Genomic DNA, 15,769 nt, shown 5'->3' with positions numbered 1-15,769 from the left:
GGCATCGTGCGCAAAATACGATCCACCCCGGCGAAGGCCGGGGTCCAGTCACGACCGGTCCGATGCTGGACCCCGGCCTTCGCCGGGGTGGAAGGTGCCGGGGTAGCTCAGATTTAAAACGCGAGGCGCCTGCATGCTCACCCGGTTCGCAACCGATTATCTCGACGCCCTGGTCGGGGATTTTCTCCCGACCCCCAAGGTTTCGGGCCGCCTCGCCTCGTTCGACGGGCTGCTGATGGAAGCCGTCGGGCTCAACCTGCCGGTCGGCACCGTCTGCCAGGTCGGCGGCAAGGCGGACGGGGTCGAGGCCGAGGTGATCGGCTTCCGCAACGGCCGCACCCTGCTGATGAACCTCGGCGGCCCGGCCGCGCTGCTGCCACACGCCCCAGTGCGCCCGATCGGCCCCCCAGGCGAGGCCGAAGTGGGCGCCGCCTTGCTCGGCCGCGTGGTCGACGGCGCGGGGCGCCCGATCGACGGGCTCGGCGCGATCCGCGGCGCGGGGGCGTGGCCGCTCGCGGGCAAGCTCCAGTCGCCGCTCGATCGCGGCCGCGTGCTCCAGCCGCTCGATGTGGGCGTCCGCGCGATCAACGGGCTGCTGACGATCGGCAAGGGCCAGCGGATCGGCATCATGGCCGGCTCCGGGGTCGGCAAATCGGTGCTGCTCGGGATGATGGTCCGCGCCGCGCGCGCCGATGTGATCGTCATCGGGCTGATCGGCGAGCGCAGCCGCGAGGTCGCCGACTTCCTCGAGACCAAGGTCGCGGGCGAGGCGCGCGCCAAGAGCGTGGTCGTCGCGGTGCCGGCCAATCATTCGCCGGTGCTGCGCATCCGCGGCGCGCTCCGCGCCACCGCGATCGCCGAAGCGTTCCGCGCCGAGGGCAAGGACGTGCTGCTGATCATGGATTCGCTGACCCGCGTCGCGCATGCCGGGCGCGAGATCGGGCTGGCGCTGGGCGAACCCGCCTCGGCGCGCGGCTATCCGCCGTCGGCGATCGCGATGCTGCCCAACCTGATCGAACGCGCCGGCACCGACGTGACCTCGGGCGGATCGATCACCGCCATCTATACCGTGCTCGCGGACGGCGACGACGGCAATGATCCGGTGGTCGATTCGGCGCGCTCGATCCTCGACGGGCATATCGTGCTGAGCCGCACGCTCGCCGAACGCGCGGTCTATCCCGCGATCGACGTGTCCAAATCGGTCAGCCGCGTGATGACCGATATCGCGTCGCCGCCGCATCTCCACGCCGCGCGGGTGCTGCGCCGGCATCTCGCGACCTATGAGGAGAATCGCGATCTGGTGCTGATGGGCGCCTATCGCGCGGGTTCCGACCCCGAGATCGATGCCGCGATCGCCTGCCACCCGGCGGTGATGGAATTCATCCGCCAGGATGCCGCCTCGAGCGTGACGCTGGAGGATTCGGTGACCGAACTGACCGGGGTGTTCGGCGATGGCTGACACGCGCAAGCTCGCGCGCGTGCTGCGCGTCCGCACCTTGCAATATGGGCTGGCGCAGGCGGCCGAGGCGCGCGCGCGCGATGCGCATGCGCAGGAAAGCGCGCTCTCGACGCGGATCGCGCGGCTCGCCGCCGACGTCGCCCCGGCGACCGAACGCGGCGCGGGCTTCTCGCTTGCCGCCGCCGCGCATTATCGCGAGCGGCTGCATCGCTCGGCCGAGACCGCCGCCAACCGCGTCCGCACCGCCGAATATGAGGCCGAGCGCGCCGCGGAAGCGACCCGCAGCGCCAAGCGCGACCAGAGCGCAATCGAGAAACTGATCGCACGCGGCGAGGCCGAGGCGGCGCTGCGCGAAATCCGCAAGCTGCGCGATGCGCCGCCGACGCGACCGACCGGGAAAATCCGGCACGATCTTTGCTGATCGGTCTGTCGGAAAGACCGACGGACACACAGGGGCCATGACCGCAGTTTCGAATCTGGCGCTGATCTTCACCAAGACGGGCAGCCCCGCGACGCCGCCCGGCGTCGCCACGGGCGCGCCCGCGTCTTTCCCTGCATTGCTCGCACCGGTCGAGGGCAAGCCCGCCGATCCGTCCGATACCGGCGACGCCCGGCAGGAGGATGCCGCCCCCGGCAAGGATTTGCCGGACGATCAGAGCGGCTTGCCGGATGCGCTGGCGTGGATGATGCCGCCTGCGCTGCCGACCCTGACCGAGCCGGTGGTGGCGAAGGCCGCGGAGGCTGCGCCGAGCCCGGCGGCGCCGCCGACAATGATGCCTGTCGCCGCGCCGGTGTTGACGGACGCCGTGCCCGATCCAGTGGCGACACCTGCGACGACGCCCGTTGCCGCGACGCCAGCGCCGACGATCCCCACCGCTCCCGCGCAACAAGCGCCCGGCGGTGACGCCAGCGTTGCGCCAGCCGAAGCCGCAGCAGAACCCGCCTCCTCCACCCCCGTTCGCCCTGAGCTTGTCGAAGGGCGTCCTGCCATTCGCGAGCTGGGGCCGCCCTTCGACAGGCTCAGGGCGAACGGGGTAGAGGTTCCGCAGGAGCAGCCGGCGGCGCAGCCTTTGCGCGCGGATCGCGCGCGTACCGTGGCCGCCACGGGCAACCCGCCCGCGCAGCCGGCCGCACCGCCCGCAGCCGCACCGGTCACGCGGCGCGATCCCGTTCCCGCGCTCGAGCTCGCCGCCGCACCCGCGCCGCTCGATCGGCTGATCGCGGCGTTGCGCCCGGCTCCGGTCTCCGCTGCCGCGCCGCCGCCGACGCCAGTTCCGGCACCGGCGCCAGCAATACTCGCCGCGCCGCTTGTCGCGCCGGTCCAGCCCGCGGCGCCCATCATGGCGCTCGGGCCGATCGATTCGGTTCAGGTCAATGCGACGCCCGCACCGCAAACGCCCGCGACACCGGCGCCCGGACCCGCACCGAGCGAGGGAATGCGCACGACCGCGCCGACGGCGCCCGTCGCGCCCCAGACGGCCGCCGTCGCCGCGTCGCAACCCGCGCCGCAACCGATCGCGATCGCCCCGGCCGCGCAGGTGTTCGCCGAGGCGATCCGCCGCGCCGCCGCCGACGAGCGCACCGCCGCCGCGCCGCAACCGGCCGCGACGTTCGTGCTCCCCGCCGGCACCGACAATGCCGTCCACGCGGTCGCCGCGACCGCCGACGCACGCCACGCCACGCTCGATCTGAAGCAGGACAATTGGCCGCAGGCGATGATCCAGCGGATCGAGGCGCTGCGCGACACCGCCAATGCCAGCGACACCCGCATCCGGCTGATCCCCGCCGCGCTCGGCGCGATCGACGTGTCGCTGAAGCGCGAGGGCGATGCGGTGTCGGTCCATCTCGTCGCGCACCAGCCCGAGACGCGGCAGATCCTCGCCGACGCGCAGCCGCGGCTCGCCGATCTCGCCGAAGCGCGCGGGCTGAAGCTTTCCGCCTCGACCGGCAGCGCCACCACCGATGCCGGCGGGCACGCCGCCGCGCAGCAACAGCAACAGCAACAACGAACCGCCGCCGCACCGATGCGGCCCGCCAGCGCGGCGAGCGCCGACGATGAGGCGGCAAGCGACGAACGTATCGCCTGATACCCGAGGGACATGACATGAGTGACAAGGACGACAAGGCGGAAACGCCGAAGAAGAAGGGAAAGATCGGCAAGATCGCGCTGTTGGCGGTCGGCGCGGTGGCGCTGATCGGCGGCGGGGTCGGCGCCGGTCTCTATGCCTCGGGCTCGGGGCTGATCGGCGGGCACAAGGCCGCCGTCGCCCCCGGCCCGCACCTCGTTCCCAAGAGCGAGCAGAAGCGCCCGAGCAAGGACGGCAAGGAAGGCGGCCACGGCGGCGGCGAGGGCGAGGCCAAGGCCGAGGATCACGGCATGCCGACTCCCCCGGGCGAGGGCGGCGACCGCTTCGCCTCCAATTATTACGCGATGGAGAAGGAGTTCACCGCGAATCTGCAGGATTCGGTGCACTTCCTCCAGATCGGGATCGCGGTCTCGACGCCCTATGACGATACGGTGATCCAGAACCTCAAGACCAACGACATCGCGGTGCGCTCCGCGGTGCTGATGACGCTGGGCGACACCACCGAGGATCAGGTCTTCACCTCCGACGGAAAGCAGGCGCTGGCCAAGAAGCTGGCCGCCTCGATCAACAAGGTGCTCAAGGAAAAGGAAGGCTTCGGCGGGATTAGTAACGTCTACTTTACCAATTTCGTTGTTCAGTGAGCGGGCATGGTTAACACCGCTTCACCATCCGACGCCGGACGCCGCGGGGCCGCCCGCGGCGAACCCGTCAATGCGAGCGGGCTCGGCCAGGCGAAGCTCAATCCGTTCGGCGATCTGCACACGCTGCAACACCTCTCGGCGCGCCTCGCGCGCAGCCTGCGCGGGGTGTTCGAGCCGATTCTGCGGCAGGAGCTGAGGACCTGGGCCGAGCCGCTGATGGTGCAGCGCTTCGCCGATTATCGCGCCGAACGCCCCGATACGCTCACCGCCTGGCTGCCGCTGGGGATGGAGGGGCGCACCGCGCTCTGCGTGTTCGACGGGCGATTCGTGCTCGAACTGCTCGACCTGTTCTTCGGCGGGGTCGGCTATGTCCCGATCGAGCTGCCGCACGAATTCTCGCCCGCGGCGGAGGCGATGGTCGGCCGGCTCGGCGAGATGATCGCTGCGCCGCTCGCCACCGCGTGGGAACCGCTCGCGCGGGTCGGCTTCACCGTCGGGCGGTGCGAGCATAATGCCGCGATGCTGACCAATATCGAGGCGGACGACGCGATGATCGTCACCCGCTTCGGGATCGCGCAGGGCAATGCCCGCCCGGTGTTCATCGACCTGGTCTATCCCGTCTCCGCATTAAAGCCGCACGGCACCGCGCTGACCGGCAAGGTCGTCGCCAAGGCCGCCGAGCAGGATGCGCAATGGAGCGCGGCGCTGACCCGCGCGGCGATGCAGGTGCGCTTCCCGGTGCGCTCGGTGCTCGCCGAGCCGGTGATCAGCCTCGCCAAATTGATGGATCTGAAGCCCGGCGACGTGATCCCGATCCATTTCACCAACGACGTGCCGGTGATGGTCGGCAACGATCGGCTCGGCATCGGCACCGTCGGCACCGCCAACGGCCATGCCGCGATCCGCCTCACCAAACTCGCGAGTCTCGAAGGAAATAACGCATGAACGACATGACCGGCTCTTTCGCGGCCGACGCGGACGCCGCGGGCGCGGTGGCGGCCAATTTCCGGCTGCTGCAGGATGTCGACGTGAAGCTGACGGTCGAGATCGGCTCGACCCAGCTCACGCTCCGCGAATTGCTCGCGCTCGGCGAATCGAGCGTGATCGAATTGGACCGGCAGGCCAACGAACTGCTCGACGTGTTCGTCAACGGCACGCTGATCGGCCGCGGCGAGGTGGTGACGGTGGGCGATCGCTTCGGCGTCCGCATGACCGAGCTCGCCAACCCCGAGAAGCGCGGCTGATCCGGCGATGATGTGGGCTTATGTTCTCAAGCTGGTGATCCTGCTGCCGCTGGTCTGCGGGCTGATGATCGGCTCGCTGTGGCTGTGGCGGCGGCTCGAAAGCCGCATGCCCGGCAAGGCGCCGACGCGGCTGATCGCAGTCAAGGAAACGATGATGATCTCCCCCGGCCTCCGCCTCGCGGTGGTCGATTTCGAGGGCAGCCGACTGCTCGTCTCGGTCGGGCGCGGCGGGGTGACGCTGGTCGACAAGGCCGTCGCGCGCGGTGACCTCGCATGAGCGTGACGCGTATCGGTGACGGCCCGGCGCTGTTCCGCCAGCCGAACGCGCGCCGCGCGGCGCACGGCGGGTCAAAGTTCACAAAGTTCACGCTTGTGATTGCCGCGCTGGTCGTCGCGCTGATCATCGCCATGCCCGCCTTCGCGCAGGTCGCCCCGCCGGCGGCGCCCGCCGCCCCGGCGACCCCGGGGGTCGGCGACGCGCTCGATCGCGCGCTCGGCCAGCTTTCGAGCGGCGCCGCCTCGAGCCAGCCGGGCAACGGCTCGCTCTCGCTGTCGTTGCAGGTCCTGATCATCATGGGGCTGCTGACGATCCTCCCCGGGATCGTACTGATGATGACCAGCTTCACGCGGATCATCATCGTGCTGTCGATCCTGCGTCAGGCGCTCGGCCTTCAGCAAACGCCGCCGAATCAGGTGCTTATCGGGCTTTCGCTGTTCCTGTCCTTCTTCGTGATGGCGCCGGTGGTCAACCGCATCAACGCCGAGGCGATCCAGCCCTATGCCGCCGGCAAACTCGCCGGGACCGAGATGATCAAACATGCCGGCACGCCGCTCCACGCCTTCATGGCCAAGCAGACGCGGGTCAAGGATCTGACGATGTTCGCCGAAATGGCGAAATCCGGGCCTTACGCCAAGACCGACGACATCCCCTTTTCGGTGCTGCTCCCGGCGTTCGTGACGAGCGAATTGAAGACCGCGTTCCAGATCGGCTTCCTCGTCTTCCTGCCGTTCATCGTCATCGATCTGGTGGTGGCGACGGTGCTGATGTCGCTCGGCATGATGATGCTCTCCCCGACGATCATCTCGCTGCCGTTCAAATTGCTGTTGTTCGTGCTGGTCGACGGCTGGGCGCTGACGATGGGCAGCCTCGCTAACTCCTTCGCGACCTGAGAATTTTCATGGCAGACGCTGATTATTTCCTGACCGTCGCGAACCAGACGATGTGGGTGCTGGCGCTCGCCGCCGCGCCGATCCTGATCCCGGCGCTGGTCTCGGGGCTGATCCTCGGCATGATCCAGGCGGCGACCTCGATCAACGAGCAGACCTTGTCGTTCGTCCCCAAGCTGATCGTCGTCGCGATCTCGATCATGCTGTTCGGCGGGCTGATCCTCGGGCTGCTCAGCGATTTCACGATCGGCATCTTCGATCGGATTCCGGATCTGGTGAAATAACGCATGCTCGGCTTCGGCCTTGCGATCGAGCCCCAATTATGGGCGCTCCTGTTCGTGATGGTGCGCGTCGGCAGCGCATTCATCACCGCGCCGGTGTTCGGCAACATGTCGGTGCCGCTCCAGGTCCGGGTCGCGCTCTCCGGCGCGATCGGGGTGCTGGTGCTGGCGAGCCACCCGATCCAGCCCCCGGCGCAGATCTTCGCGGTCGCGACCTTCCTCGCGGTCGCGGCGGAGGCGATGGTCGGGCTCGCGCTCGGCTTCGTGCTGCAGATCGCCTTTGCCGCGCCGCTCGTCGCGGGCGAGATCATCGGCGGATCGATGGGGATCGGCTTCGCCAATATGATCGACCCCAATTCGGGGCGGTCGTCCCCCGCGATCGGTCAATTCCTCTCGATCATGCTGACCCTGCTGTTCCTGTCGCTCGACGGGCATCTCGTGCTGGTCGACATGATCCTCAAAAGCTACACCGCGATGCCGCCCGGCGCCGCGTGGCTGACCACCACGCAGATGCGCGATATCGCCTTTTTCGGCGGCTATGCCTTTCTCGCCGGGCTGCTGCTCGCGCTGCCGGTCGGCTTCCTCCTGTTGTGCCTCAACCTCATCGTCGGGATGCTGTCGCGCGCGGCGCCGGCGCTCAACCTGTTCGCGGTCGGGCTGCCGGCGAGCCTTGGCGTCGGGATCGTCTCGCTCGCGATCGCCTTCCCGGCGATGGGTGACTATATGCAGGTGATCGTGCGCGAGGGGCTCGCCGCGACCCAGGCCTTGGTGATCCGCTGATGTCGGAGCAATTCGGCGAACGGACCGAGGCGCCAACCGCGAAACGCCGCAAGGACGCCACCCAGCGCGGCGAAATCCTGCGCAGCCGCGATTTCGCCACCGCTTTGGTGATGCTGGCGGGGGCCGCGTGGATCGCGATGTTCGGCGCGTCGCTGCTCCGCGCGTGCAAGGCGGTGATGGCCGCGAGCCTCAGCTTCGGGCGCGGCGACGTCGAGGATTTCCACCCGTGGCGCCCGCTCGCCGAAGCGGGGTGGGAACTCGCCCCCGCGCTCGGCGCCCTGTTCGCGATCACCGTCGTCGCGGCGGTGCTGAGCCAGGGCGGGCTCGGCGCGCTGCGCTTCAACGCCTCGCTGCTCGCGCCCAAGGGATCGCGGATCAACCCCGCATCGGGGCTCAAGCGCATCCTCGGCCCGACCGGGTGGATCGAGCTCGGCAAATCGCTGCTCAAGGTGGTGCTGCTCGGCGCGATCGGCACCTGGCTGCTGATGTCTTCGTCGCACGCGATGTTCGGTCTCGCCGCCTCGAACGTCGAGGTGGCGGTCGGCGCGCTGGGGGGCACGCTGACGCATATCCTGATCGTCATGGCGCTGGGGCTGGTCGCGATCGCGATGCTCGACGTGCCGGTCCAGCTCATCCGGCTGCTCGGCAAATTGCGCATGACCAAGCAGGAAGTGAAGGACGAGCATAAGGAGACCGAGGGCAATCCCGAGCTCAAGGGCCAGATCCGCGCCAAGCAGCGCGCGATGCTCTCCCGCTCGATGAAGAAGGCGCTCGCCTCGGCGCATGTCGTGCTGACCAACCCGACGCATTTCGCGGTCGCGCTGCGCTACGATCGCGGCAATGATCAGGTGCCGGTGGTGGTCGCCAAGGGGCGCGGCGCGACCGCGCTCGCGATCCGCGAAATGGCCGGCGATTATGCGGTGCCGGTGCTCGAATATCCCCAGCTCGCCCGCGCGGTCTATTACACCAGCCGCGAAGGGCAGGAGATCCGCGACGACCTCTATCTCGCGATCGCGACGGTGCTGGCGTTCGTGTTCAACCTCGACGCCGAAATCGCCGGGCGCCGGCCGCCGACGATCGACGTGCCGGAGACCGCGCGGTTCGACGAAAATGGCGTGAAGGTCTGACGTGGAGCGTTGAGCCCACCCCATTCCCGTTCGCCCTGAGCTTGTCGAAGGGCTGCCCTTCTTCGCCCGAAGAAAAGTGCAGGGCTTCGACAGGCTCAGCCCGAACGGGGAGAGGGAATCGCGATTCGACGATAGGAGCGATCGAGCTCCAGGCGTCGAAACAGCCGTAAAGAATCGCCTCTTCCGGTCGTTTCAACAAGCATGACGACGACGACCAGCAGCACCAGCTCGACCACGTCGACCGCCAATACGGCGGCCAGCACCACCGCCAGCGTCAACGCGGGGGCCGCGCAGCAGCTGCTCAGCTCGCTCAACACGGGTTCGGGGGTCGATACCGCAGCGCTCGTCGCCTCGCTGGTCAATGCGCAATTCGCCACCAAGGTCGCCGCGCTCAACGCCAAGTCGCAGACGCTGACGACGCAGATTTCGGACGTGTCGACGCTCAAGGGCTCGATCACCGATTTCGCCAATGCGCTGCAGCAGCTCGTCAAGGGCGGCTCGCTCGTCGCCCAGCCGGCCAGCTCGAACGCCAATGTGCTGAGCGTGACCCCGTTGATCGGTGCGAAGCTCAACGGGCTGAGCGGCAGCATCACGGTGAGCCAGCTCGCCAGCGCGCAGACCGCGGTCAGCACCACCCCGGTCGCCAGCGCGCAGGCGTCGATCGGCACCGGCCAGTTCACGCTGACGCTCGGCACCGCGACCTATAATGCCGACGGGTCGATGGCCACATTCGCCGCGGGCAGCGGCACGCCCGCCACGATCACGGTCGACAGCAGCGACAATACGCTCGCCGGGCTGGCGAGCGCGATCAACGCCTCGGGCACCGGGGTCACCGCGTCGATCGTCACCAATGTCGACGGCTCGGCCTATCTTTCGCTCAAGGGCGCGACCGGCGCGGCGCAGGCGTTCACGCTCACCGCGACGACCGACGACAATGGCACGCTCTCCGCGTTCAACGTCGGCCCCGGCGCCGCGATGAAGATCGCCAGCCCGGCACAGAACGCCAAGCTGACGCTCGACGGCGTCGCGGTGGAGCGGACGAGCAATTCGATCAGCGATCTGGTCAGCGGGCTGCAGATCAACCTCAATGCGGTGTCGGCCACCCCGGTCACCTTGTCGTCGACCACGCCGACCACCGCGCTGACCAATGCGGTCAACGATTTCGTCGATACCTATAATCAGGTGTTCAGCGCGCTGAAGGCGCTGGTCGATCCGATCACCGGCGATCTGCGCGCCGATACCGCGGCGCAGAATCTGTACCGCTCGATGCGCTCGCTGACGACGCGGCAGCTGATCGCCAATCCCGCGACCGGCGCGCCCGCAACGCTCGCCGATCTGGGCGTCAACACCAATCGCGACGGTTCGCTCTCGGTCAATTCGACCACGCTGACCAATGCCATCACCAACAATCCGGCGGGGGTGGAGGCGATCTTCGCTTATGGGACGAGCAACACCGACGGCATCAACGCCGCGATGCAATCGATCCAGCTCAACGCGACGAGCATGGTGTACGGGCTCGGCGCGTCGAACACGACCTATACCGCGGCGAAGAGCGATCTCGGCAAGCAGCAGGACGATCTCACGCTCCAGCAGCAGGCGATGACCGACCGGCTGACCCAGCAATTCGCCAATATGAACTCGAAGGTCGCCGCCTATAAGTCGACCCAGGCCTATCTGCAGCAGCAGATCGACATGTGGACCAAGTCGGGCAACAACTGACATGGCCTATGCAAGCGCGCTGCTGCGCAACCCCGCCCAGACCTATCGCGAGATCGACCTCGCGGGCCGCACCAGCAACGCCGACGGCGCGGCCCTGGTATCGTTGCTCTACGAGGAATTGATCCAGGCGCTGCGCGTCGCCGGCTGGGCCGCCGAGCGCAACCAGTTCGCCACCAAGAGCGAGCGCGTGACCCGCGCCACCGCGATCCTGTTCGCGCTGGAGGCCAATCTCGATTTCGACAAGGGCGGCGAGGTATCGAAGACGCTCGCGCGCTTCTACGCCGGCGCGCGCGCCGAGGTGATCCGCGCCAGCATCGGGCATGACGGCGCGCCGTTCCGCGCGGTGGCGGACAATATGGCGGAAATCGCCGCCGCCTGGTCGCAGGTGCGCGGGGTCTAGACGCGCTGATCTCTATGCCGTCGTCATTCCCGCCTTCGCGGGAATGACGGGAGGAAAACAGGCGGGCCTCGGCGATCAGCCCACACCTCGCTGGCTTCCATCCGTCGCGCGACTCGCGGAATCCCGCCGCGTTCGCACTTGACCGCATGATTCCCCCTCTGTCATCATCGTGTCACGGCAAGCGTCGTAAGGGCGTTCGCAACACGGTATCGAAAGGGGCGAAGGCTTGTTCCATCCCGATCTGATCCGACATCCGGACAGCTGCCCGACGCTCGTGTTGAACGCCGATTATACGCCGCTGTCCTATTACCCGCTGTCGATCTGGCCGTGGCAGACCGCGGTGAAGGCGGTGTTCCTCGATCGCGTCGACATCGTCGCGCATTATGAGCGCGAGGTGCGCAGCCCGACGCAGTCGATCAAGCTGCCCTCGGTGATCGCGCTCAAACAATATGTCCGGCCGTCGCAATTCCCGGCATTCACGCGGTTCAACCTGTTCCTGCGCGACAAATTCTCCTGCCAATATTGCGGCAGCGCGCAGCGCGACCTGACCTTCGATCACGTCGTCCCGCGTGCTTATGGCGGGCGCACGACCTGGGAGAATGTCGTCACCGCCTGCGCGCCGTGCAATTTGCGCAAGGGCGGGCGCACCCCGCGCGAGGCGGGGATGCCGTTGCATATCGAGCCGATCCGCCCGACGAGCTGGCATCTGCAGGAACACGGCCGCCGCTTCCCGCCCAATTACCTCCACGATACGTGGCGCGACTGGCTCTATTGGGACGTCGAGCTGGAGGCATAGACCTATCCCACCGCCGTTCGCCCTGAGCTTGTCGAAGGGCTGTCCTTCTTCAAGGCAAGAAAAGTGCAGGGCTTCGACAAGCTCAGCCCGAACGGGGAGGGGTGATTACCTCAAGCCCGCCCGTATCCCCCGCCGCCCGGGGTCTCGATCACGAAGCGATCGCCCGCCTCCAGCGCGACCTCGGCGCGTCCGCCGAGCAGCTCGCGCGTGCCGTCGCGCCGCTCGACCCATTGCGCCCCCGCTGCCCCGTCGGCCGCGCCGGCGAGCCCGAACGGCGCGACCGTGCGGCGCGAGGCGACGATCGTCGCGGTCATCGGCTCCAAGGCGGTGATCGCGCGCACCGCCCCGTCGCCGCCGCGCTGCCGCCCGGCCCCGCCCGACCCGCGCCGGATCGCGAACCGATCGAGCCGCACCGGATAGCGCAGCTCCAATATCTCGGGATCGGTGATGCGGGTGTTGGTCATATGCGTATGCACCGCCGAGGCGCCGTCGAAATCCGGCCCCGCACCCGAACCGCCGCAGATCGTTTCATAATATTGGACGCGATCGTTGCCGAACAGGAAGTTGTTCATCGTCCCCTGCGACGCCGCCTCCGCGCCCAGCGCGCCGAGCAGCGCGTTGCACACCGCCTGGCTCACCTCGGTATTGCCCGCGACCACCGCGCTCCCCGACGGGGGCGAGAGGAAGCTTCCCTCGGGCATGACGATCGTTAGCGGCGCAAGGCACCCTTCGTTGAGCGGCAGATCCTCGCCGACGAGGCAGCGGAAGGCGTAGAGCACCACCGCGCGGGTCACCGCCGGCGGGGCGTTGAAATTGCCCGCGCTCGCCGCGCTGGTGCCGGTGAAGTCGATCGTCGCCGCGCGCGCCGCGTGATCGACCGTCACCTTGACCGCGATCCGCGCGCCATCGTCCATCGGATAGTCGAACGCGCCGTCGCTCAGCCGGGTGATGACGCGGCGGATGCTTTCCTCCGCATTGGCCATCACATGCCCCATATAGGCGCTGACCATCGCCCAGCCGCGCGCCGCGACGAGGGCGCGCAATTCGGCGATGCCGGTCTCGTTGGCGGCGAGCTGCGCCTTGATATCGGCGACATTGACGTCGGGGCTGCGCGCCGGCCAATGCGCGCGCGCCAGCAAGGCGCGGAACTCGGCCTCGCGCAACTCGCCGCCGTCGACCAGCAGGAAATCGTCGATCACCACGCCTTCTTCCTCGAGCGTGCGTGAGGTCGGCGGGGTCGAGCCGGGGGTGAGCCCGCCGATATCGGCATGATGCCCGCGATTGGCGACGAAGAAGCGGATCTCGCGGCCTGCCTCGTCGAACACCGGCGAGATCACCGTCACGTCGGGCAGATGCGTGCCGCCGTTGAAGGGATTGTTGAGCGCCACCGCATCACCGGGCTTGAGCGTCCCCGCGCGGCTGGCGATCACCGCGCGAACGCTCTCCCCCATCGCGCCGAGATGGACCGGGACATGCGGCGCATTGGCGATGAGGTTTCCGTCAGCGTCGAACAAGGCGCAGGAGAAATCGAGCCGCTCCTTCATGTTGACGCTGCTAGAGGTGTTGCGCAGCACCACCCCCATCCGCTCGGCGATCCCCATGAATTGCGCGTTGAACAATTCGAGCTGGACCGGATCGGCGACCGCCGGATCGTCGCGCGCATCGAGCGTCGCGGCGGCTTCGTGGTGGAGCAGCAATTCGCCGGCATTTCCCACTTCGAGCAGCCAGCCGGGCTCGACCACGGTGGTGGCGATCGCCTCGCGGATCAGCGCGGGGCCGGCGATGCGATCGCCGGGTCGCAGGACATCGCGATCGTGGACCGGCGCACGATGCTCGCGCCCGCCGCTCCACAGGGCGATCGTCTCCAGCGGCGCCGGCGCGTCACCGGCACGCGGGGCCAGCACCGGCATCGCCACCGGGGTACCGGGGACGATCGCCTCGACGATCACGCTTTCGGCGACGATCGCGCGGTCGGGGCTGACGAAGCCGAAGCGCGCGCGATGCGCCGCCTCGAACGCGGCGCGCATCTCGACGAGGGTGCCCAGCGGGACGGGCAAGGCGGTATCGGTGCCGGCGTATCGCAGCCCGACGCTCACCTCGCGGCGTGCCGCGTCCTTCTCCCGCTGGTCCTGCGCGACATCCGATCCGCTCGCCCTGAGCTTGTCGAAGGGCGTCCTGTCGTTCGAGAGGTCGGGCCGCCCTTCGACAAGCTCAGGGCGAACGGTGGATGGTATGCCTTGCTCCAATTCACGCACCGCATCGCCGCCGAGCGCGTCGGCCAGCGTGGCGATCTCTGGCAACAGCGCCTCGTCGAGCGCGCGTTCGAGCGAGCGCTGGCGCATCGCCGCGCGATCGGCGAGCCCCATGCCATAGGCCGAAAGCACCCCGGCGAACGGGTGGATCAACACCGTCCGCATCCCCAAGGTTTCCGCGACCTTGCATGCATGCTGCCCGCCCGCCCCGCCGAAACATTGCAGCGCGAAGCGGGTGACGTCCTCGCCGCGCTCCAGCGCGACGCGCTTGATCGCGCCCGCCATATTGGCGACCGCGACGGTGAGGAAACCTTCCGCCACGTCGCGCGGCTCCTGCGCGCGGCCGGTCGCCTTCGCGATTTCAGCCGCGAGGTCGGCGAAGCGCGCCGCCACCGTGTCACGATCAAGCGGCTGGTTGCCGGCAGGGCCGAAGATCGCGGGGAAATGCCCCGGCTGGATCTTGCCGACGAAGACATTGGCATCGGTGATCGTCAGCGGGCCGCCGCGGCGGTATGACGCCGGCCCCGGATTGGCCCCCGCGCTGTCCGGCCCGACGCGATAGCGCGCGCCGTCGAAATGGAGGATCGACCCGCCCCCCGCCGCGATCGTCTCGATCGCCATCATCGGCACCCGCAGCTCGACCCCCGCCACCTCGGTATCGAAGGCGCGTTCGAACTGGCCGGCATAGAGCATCACGTCGGTCGAGGTGCCGCCCATGTCGAAGCCGATCACGCGATCGAACCCCGCCGCCTCGGCGGTGCGCGCCGCCGCGACCACCCCGCCCGCCGGGCCGGAGAGGATCGCGTCCTTGCCCTGAAAGGCGCGTGCATCGGCGAGCCCGCCGCTCGACTGCATGAAGGCGAGCGGGGTATCGCCGAGCGCCCCCGCGACGCGATCGACATAGCGCCGCAGCACCGGCGAGAGATAGGCGTCGACCACCGTGGTGCGCCCGCGCGCGACGAGGCCGGTCAACGGGCTGACGTCATGACTGGCTGAAACCTGCGCAAAGCCCGCCTCACGCGCCAGCGCGGCGACGCGGCGTTCGGTTTCGGGAAAGGCCCAGGCGTGGGTCAGCGCGATCGCCACCGCCTCGAACGCGCCCGCGTGACGCGCGAACATCGCGCGCACCGCATCCTCGTCGAGCGGGACGAGCGTATTGCCCGCGGCGTCGATCCGCCCGCCGATCTCCTCGACCGCATCGTGGAGCGGCGCGGGCAAGCGAATCGCGAGATCGAACAACCGCGGCCGCGCCTGATTGCCGATCGTCAGCAGGTCGGCGAAGCCGGCATCGACCACCAGCAAGGTCCGCGCGCCCTTGCGTTCGAGCAGCGCATTGGTCGCGACGGTGGTGCCCATCTTGACCTGTTCGATCGCGCCGGCGGGCAGGGCATCGCACGCAACACCGTCTCCGTTCACCTCACTGTCACCCCGGCGAAGGCCGGGGTCCAGTTGCGATCGGTCCGATGCTGGACCCCGGCCTTCGCCGGGGTGGTAGGCGGGGTGGTAGGCGGGGTCCAGCCCCAGCATCATGCGGATGCCGGCGATTGCGGCATCGTCATAGCGTTCGGGATTCTCGCTCAGCAGCTTGGCGGTGGAGAGCGTGCCGTCCGGCGCGCGGGCGACCAGATCGGTGAAGGTGCCGCCGCGATCGATCCAGAACTGCCAGCGCATCGATCATCTCCATTTTATCTATAAATTATCAATGATACGGTGATCGATCGTTGACAAGTCGTTTTCGACGCGCGACCCTGCACCGTGGAGAGGAAGGCAAGGGGCAAGCGCACATGGCGGCAAGGTTCTTCGTATCCGATCCGGA

General features: G+C 68.5%; 15 protein-coding genes. 14 read left to right on the top strand and 1 reads right to left on the bottom strand.

The features are described 5' to 3' along the window. The first annotated feature begins 133 nt into the window (after positions 1-133). The 14 genes from NED98_RS13950 to NED98_RS13885 all read left to right on the top strand — a co-directional run bounded on the left by NED98_RS13950 (position 134) and on the right by NED98_RS13885 (position 11,701). Positions 134-1,459: a FliI/YscN family ATPase gene (locus tag NED98_RS13950; RefSeq protein WP_265313436.1), complete on the top strand. Its 1,326-nt coding sequence runs from the start codon at positions 134-136 to the stop codon at positions 1,457-1,459. Next, complete coding sequence (locus NED98_RS13945) at positions 1,452-1,880, top strand: hypothetical protein (protein WP_265270557.1); 429 nt, start codon at positions 1,452-1,454, stop codon at positions 1,878-1,880. Before NED98_RS13950 ends, NED98_RS13945 begins: the two co-directional genes overlap by 8 nt. Positions 1,881-1,917: 37 nt before the next feature. Then, entirely contained in the window at positions 1,918-3,546 is a 1,629-nt protein-coding gene (locus tag NED98_RS13940) for a flagellar hook-length control protein FliK (protein WP_265313435.1), read from the top strand. A gap of 17 nt (positions 3,547-3,563) precedes the next feature. Then, positions 3,564-4,187 carry a flagellar basal body-associated FliL family protein gene (locus NED98_RS13935; protein WP_265313434.1) on the top strand — a complete coding sequence of 208 codons (624 nt, stop codon included), beginning with the start codon at positions 3,564-3,566 and terminating at the stop codon, positions 4,185-4,187. A gap of 6 nt (positions 4,188-4,193) precedes the next feature. After that, positions 4,194-5,132 carry a flagellar motor switch protein FliM gene (locus tag NED98_RS13930; RefSeq protein ID WP_179512801.1) on the top strand — a complete coding sequence of 313 codons (939 nt, stop codon included), beginning with the start codon at positions 4,194-4,196 and terminating at the stop codon, positions 5,130-5,132. Further along, positions 5,129-5,431, top strand: coding sequence for a flagellar motor switch protein FliN (fliN, locus tag NED98_RS13925; protein ID WP_179512802.1), 303 nt, complete (start codon positions 5,129-5,131; stop codon positions 5,429-5,431). Before NED98_RS13930 ends, fliN begins: the two co-directional genes overlap by 4 nt. 7 nt (positions 5,432-5,438) lie before the next feature. Next, positions 5,439-5,708 (top strand): flagellar biosynthetic protein FliO, encoded by a 270-nt coding sequence (locus NED98_RS13920; RefSeq protein ID WP_265313433.1) that lies wholly within the window; start codon positions 5,439-5,441, stop codon positions 5,706-5,708. Then, positions 5,705-6,601, top strand: a complete 897-nt coding sequence (gene fliP / locus NED98_RS13915) for a flagellar type III secretion system pore protein FliP (RefSeq protein ID WP_265313432.1) — start codon at positions 5,705-5,707, stop codon at positions 6,599-6,601. The genes NED98_RS13920 and fliP overlap by 4 nt, the downstream gene beginning before the upstream one ends. A gap of 8 nt (positions 6,602-6,609) precedes the next feature. Then, on the top strand, positions 6,610-6,882 hold the full coding sequence (gene fliQ, locus NED98_RS13910; protein WP_265270548.1) for a flagellar biosynthesis protein FliQ: 273 nt from the start codon (positions 6,610-6,612) through the stop codon (positions 6,880-6,882). A 3-nt stretch (positions 6,883-6,885) separates the two neighbouring features. Then, positions 6,886-7,659 (top strand): flagellar biosynthetic protein FliR, encoded by a 774-nt coding sequence (fliR, locus tag NED98_RS13905; RefSeq protein ID WP_265270547.1) that lies wholly within the window; start codon positions 6,886-6,888, stop codon positions 7,657-7,659. Then, positions 7,659-8,786, top strand: a complete 1,128-nt coding sequence (locus NED98_RS13900; RefSeq protein WP_265270546.1) for an EscU/YscU/HrcU family type III secretion system export apparatus switch protein — start codon at positions 7,659-7,661, stop codon at positions 8,784-8,786. Before fliR ends, NED98_RS13900 begins: the two co-directional genes overlap by 1 nt. Before the next feature lie 201 nt (positions 8,787-8,987). Beyond that, positions 8,988-10,505 carry a flagellar filament capping protein FliD gene (gene fliD / locus NED98_RS13895; protein WP_265270545.1) on the top strand — a complete coding sequence of 506 codons (1,518 nt, stop codon included), beginning with the start codon at positions 8,988-8,990 and terminating at the stop codon, positions 10,503-10,505. A 1-nt stretch (position 10,506) separates the two neighbouring features. Next, the gene (locus NED98_RS13890; RefSeq protein ID WP_265270544.1) at positions 10,507-10,905 is read left to right on the top strand and encodes a flagellar export chaperone FliS; all 399 of its coding nucleotides are present in this window, start codon (positions 10,507-10,509) and stop codon (positions 10,903-10,905) included. Between the two features lie 226 nt (positions 10,906-11,131). Further along, positions 11,132-11,701, top strand: a complete 570-nt coding sequence (locus tag NED98_RS13885; protein ID WP_179512810.1) for an HNH endonuclease — start codon at positions 11,132-11,134, stop codon at positions 11,699-11,701. Positions 11,702-11,811: 110 nt separating this feature from the next. On the opposite strand, the gene NED98_RS13880 is transcribed toward NED98_RS13885, so the two are convergent. After that, positions 11,812-15,624, bottom strand: a complete 3,813-nt coding sequence (locus NED98_RS13880) for a hydantoinase B/oxoprolinase family protein (protein ID WP_265313431.1) — start codon at positions 15,622-15,624, stop codon at positions 11,812-11,814. Between the last annotated feature and the right edge of the window lie 145 nt (positions 15,625-15,769).

The sequence above is a fragment of the Sphingomonas lycopersici genome (assembly GCF_026130605.1).
Classification (GTDB): domain Bacteria; phylum Pseudomonadota; class Alphaproteobacteria; order Sphingomonadales; family Sphingomonadaceae; genus Sphingomonas; species Sphingomonas lycopersici.
This window is presented reverse-complemented; position numbering and strand designations above follow the sequence as displayed.

What these genes read in the sequence shown, in the direction of transcription:
- NED98_RS13950 (WP_265313436.1), top strand. Translation starts at nt 134, where the DNA reads ATGCTCACCCGGTTCGCAACCGATTATCTCGACGCCCTGGTCGGGGAT.
- NED98_RS13945 (WP_265270557.1), top strand. Translation starts at nt 1,452, where the DNA reads ATGGCTGACACGCGCAAGCTCGCGCGCGTGCTGCGCGTCCGCACCTTG.
- NED98_RS13940 (WP_265313435.1), top strand. Translation starts at nt 1,918, where the DNA reads ATGACCGCAGTTTCGAATCTGGCGCTGATCTTCACCAAGACGGGCAGC.
- NED98_RS13935 (WP_265313434.1), top strand. Translation starts at nt 3,564, where the DNA reads ATGAGTGACAAGGACGACAAGGCGGAAACGCCGAAGAAGAAGGGAAAG.
- NED98_RS13930 (WP_179512801.1), top strand. Translation starts at nt 4,194, where the DNA reads ATGGTTAACACCGCTTCACCATCCGACGCCGGACGCCGCGGGGCCGCC.
- fliN (WP_179512802.1), top strand. Translation starts at nt 5,129, where the DNA reads ATGAACGACATGACCGGCTCTTTCGCGGCCGACGCGGACGCCGCGGGC.
- NED98_RS13920 (WP_265313433.1), top strand. Translation starts at nt 5,439, where the DNA reads ATGATGTGGGCTTATGTTCTCAAGCTGGTGATCCTGCTGCCGCTGGTC.
- fliP (WP_265313432.1), top strand. Translation starts at nt 5,705, where the DNA reads ATGAGCGTGACGCGTATCGGTGACGGCCCGGCGCTGTTCCGCCAGCCG.
- fliQ (WP_265270548.1), top strand. Translation starts at nt 6,610, where the DNA reads ATGGCAGACGCTGATTATTTCCTGACCGTCGCGAACCAGACGATGTGG.
- fliR (WP_265270547.1), top strand. Translation starts at nt 6,886, where the DNA reads ATGCTCGGCTTCGGCCTTGCGATCGAGCCCCAATTATGGGCGCTCCTG.
- NED98_RS13900 (WP_265270546.1), top strand. Translation starts at nt 7,659, where the DNA reads ATGTCGGAGCAATTCGGCGAACGGACCGAGGCGCCAACCGCGAAACGC.
- fliD (WP_265270545.1), top strand. Translation starts at nt 8,988, where the DNA reads ATGACGACGACGACCAGCAGCACCAGCTCGACCACGTCGACCGCCAAT.
- NED98_RS13890 (WP_265270544.1), top strand. Translation starts at nt 10,507, where the DNA reads ATGGCCTATGCAAGCGCGCTGCTGCGCAACCCCGCCCAGACCTATCGC.
- NED98_RS13880 (WP_265313431.1), bottom strand. Translation starts at nt 15,624, where the DNA reads ATGCGCTGGCAGTTCTGGATCGATCGCGGCGGCACCTTCACCGATCTG.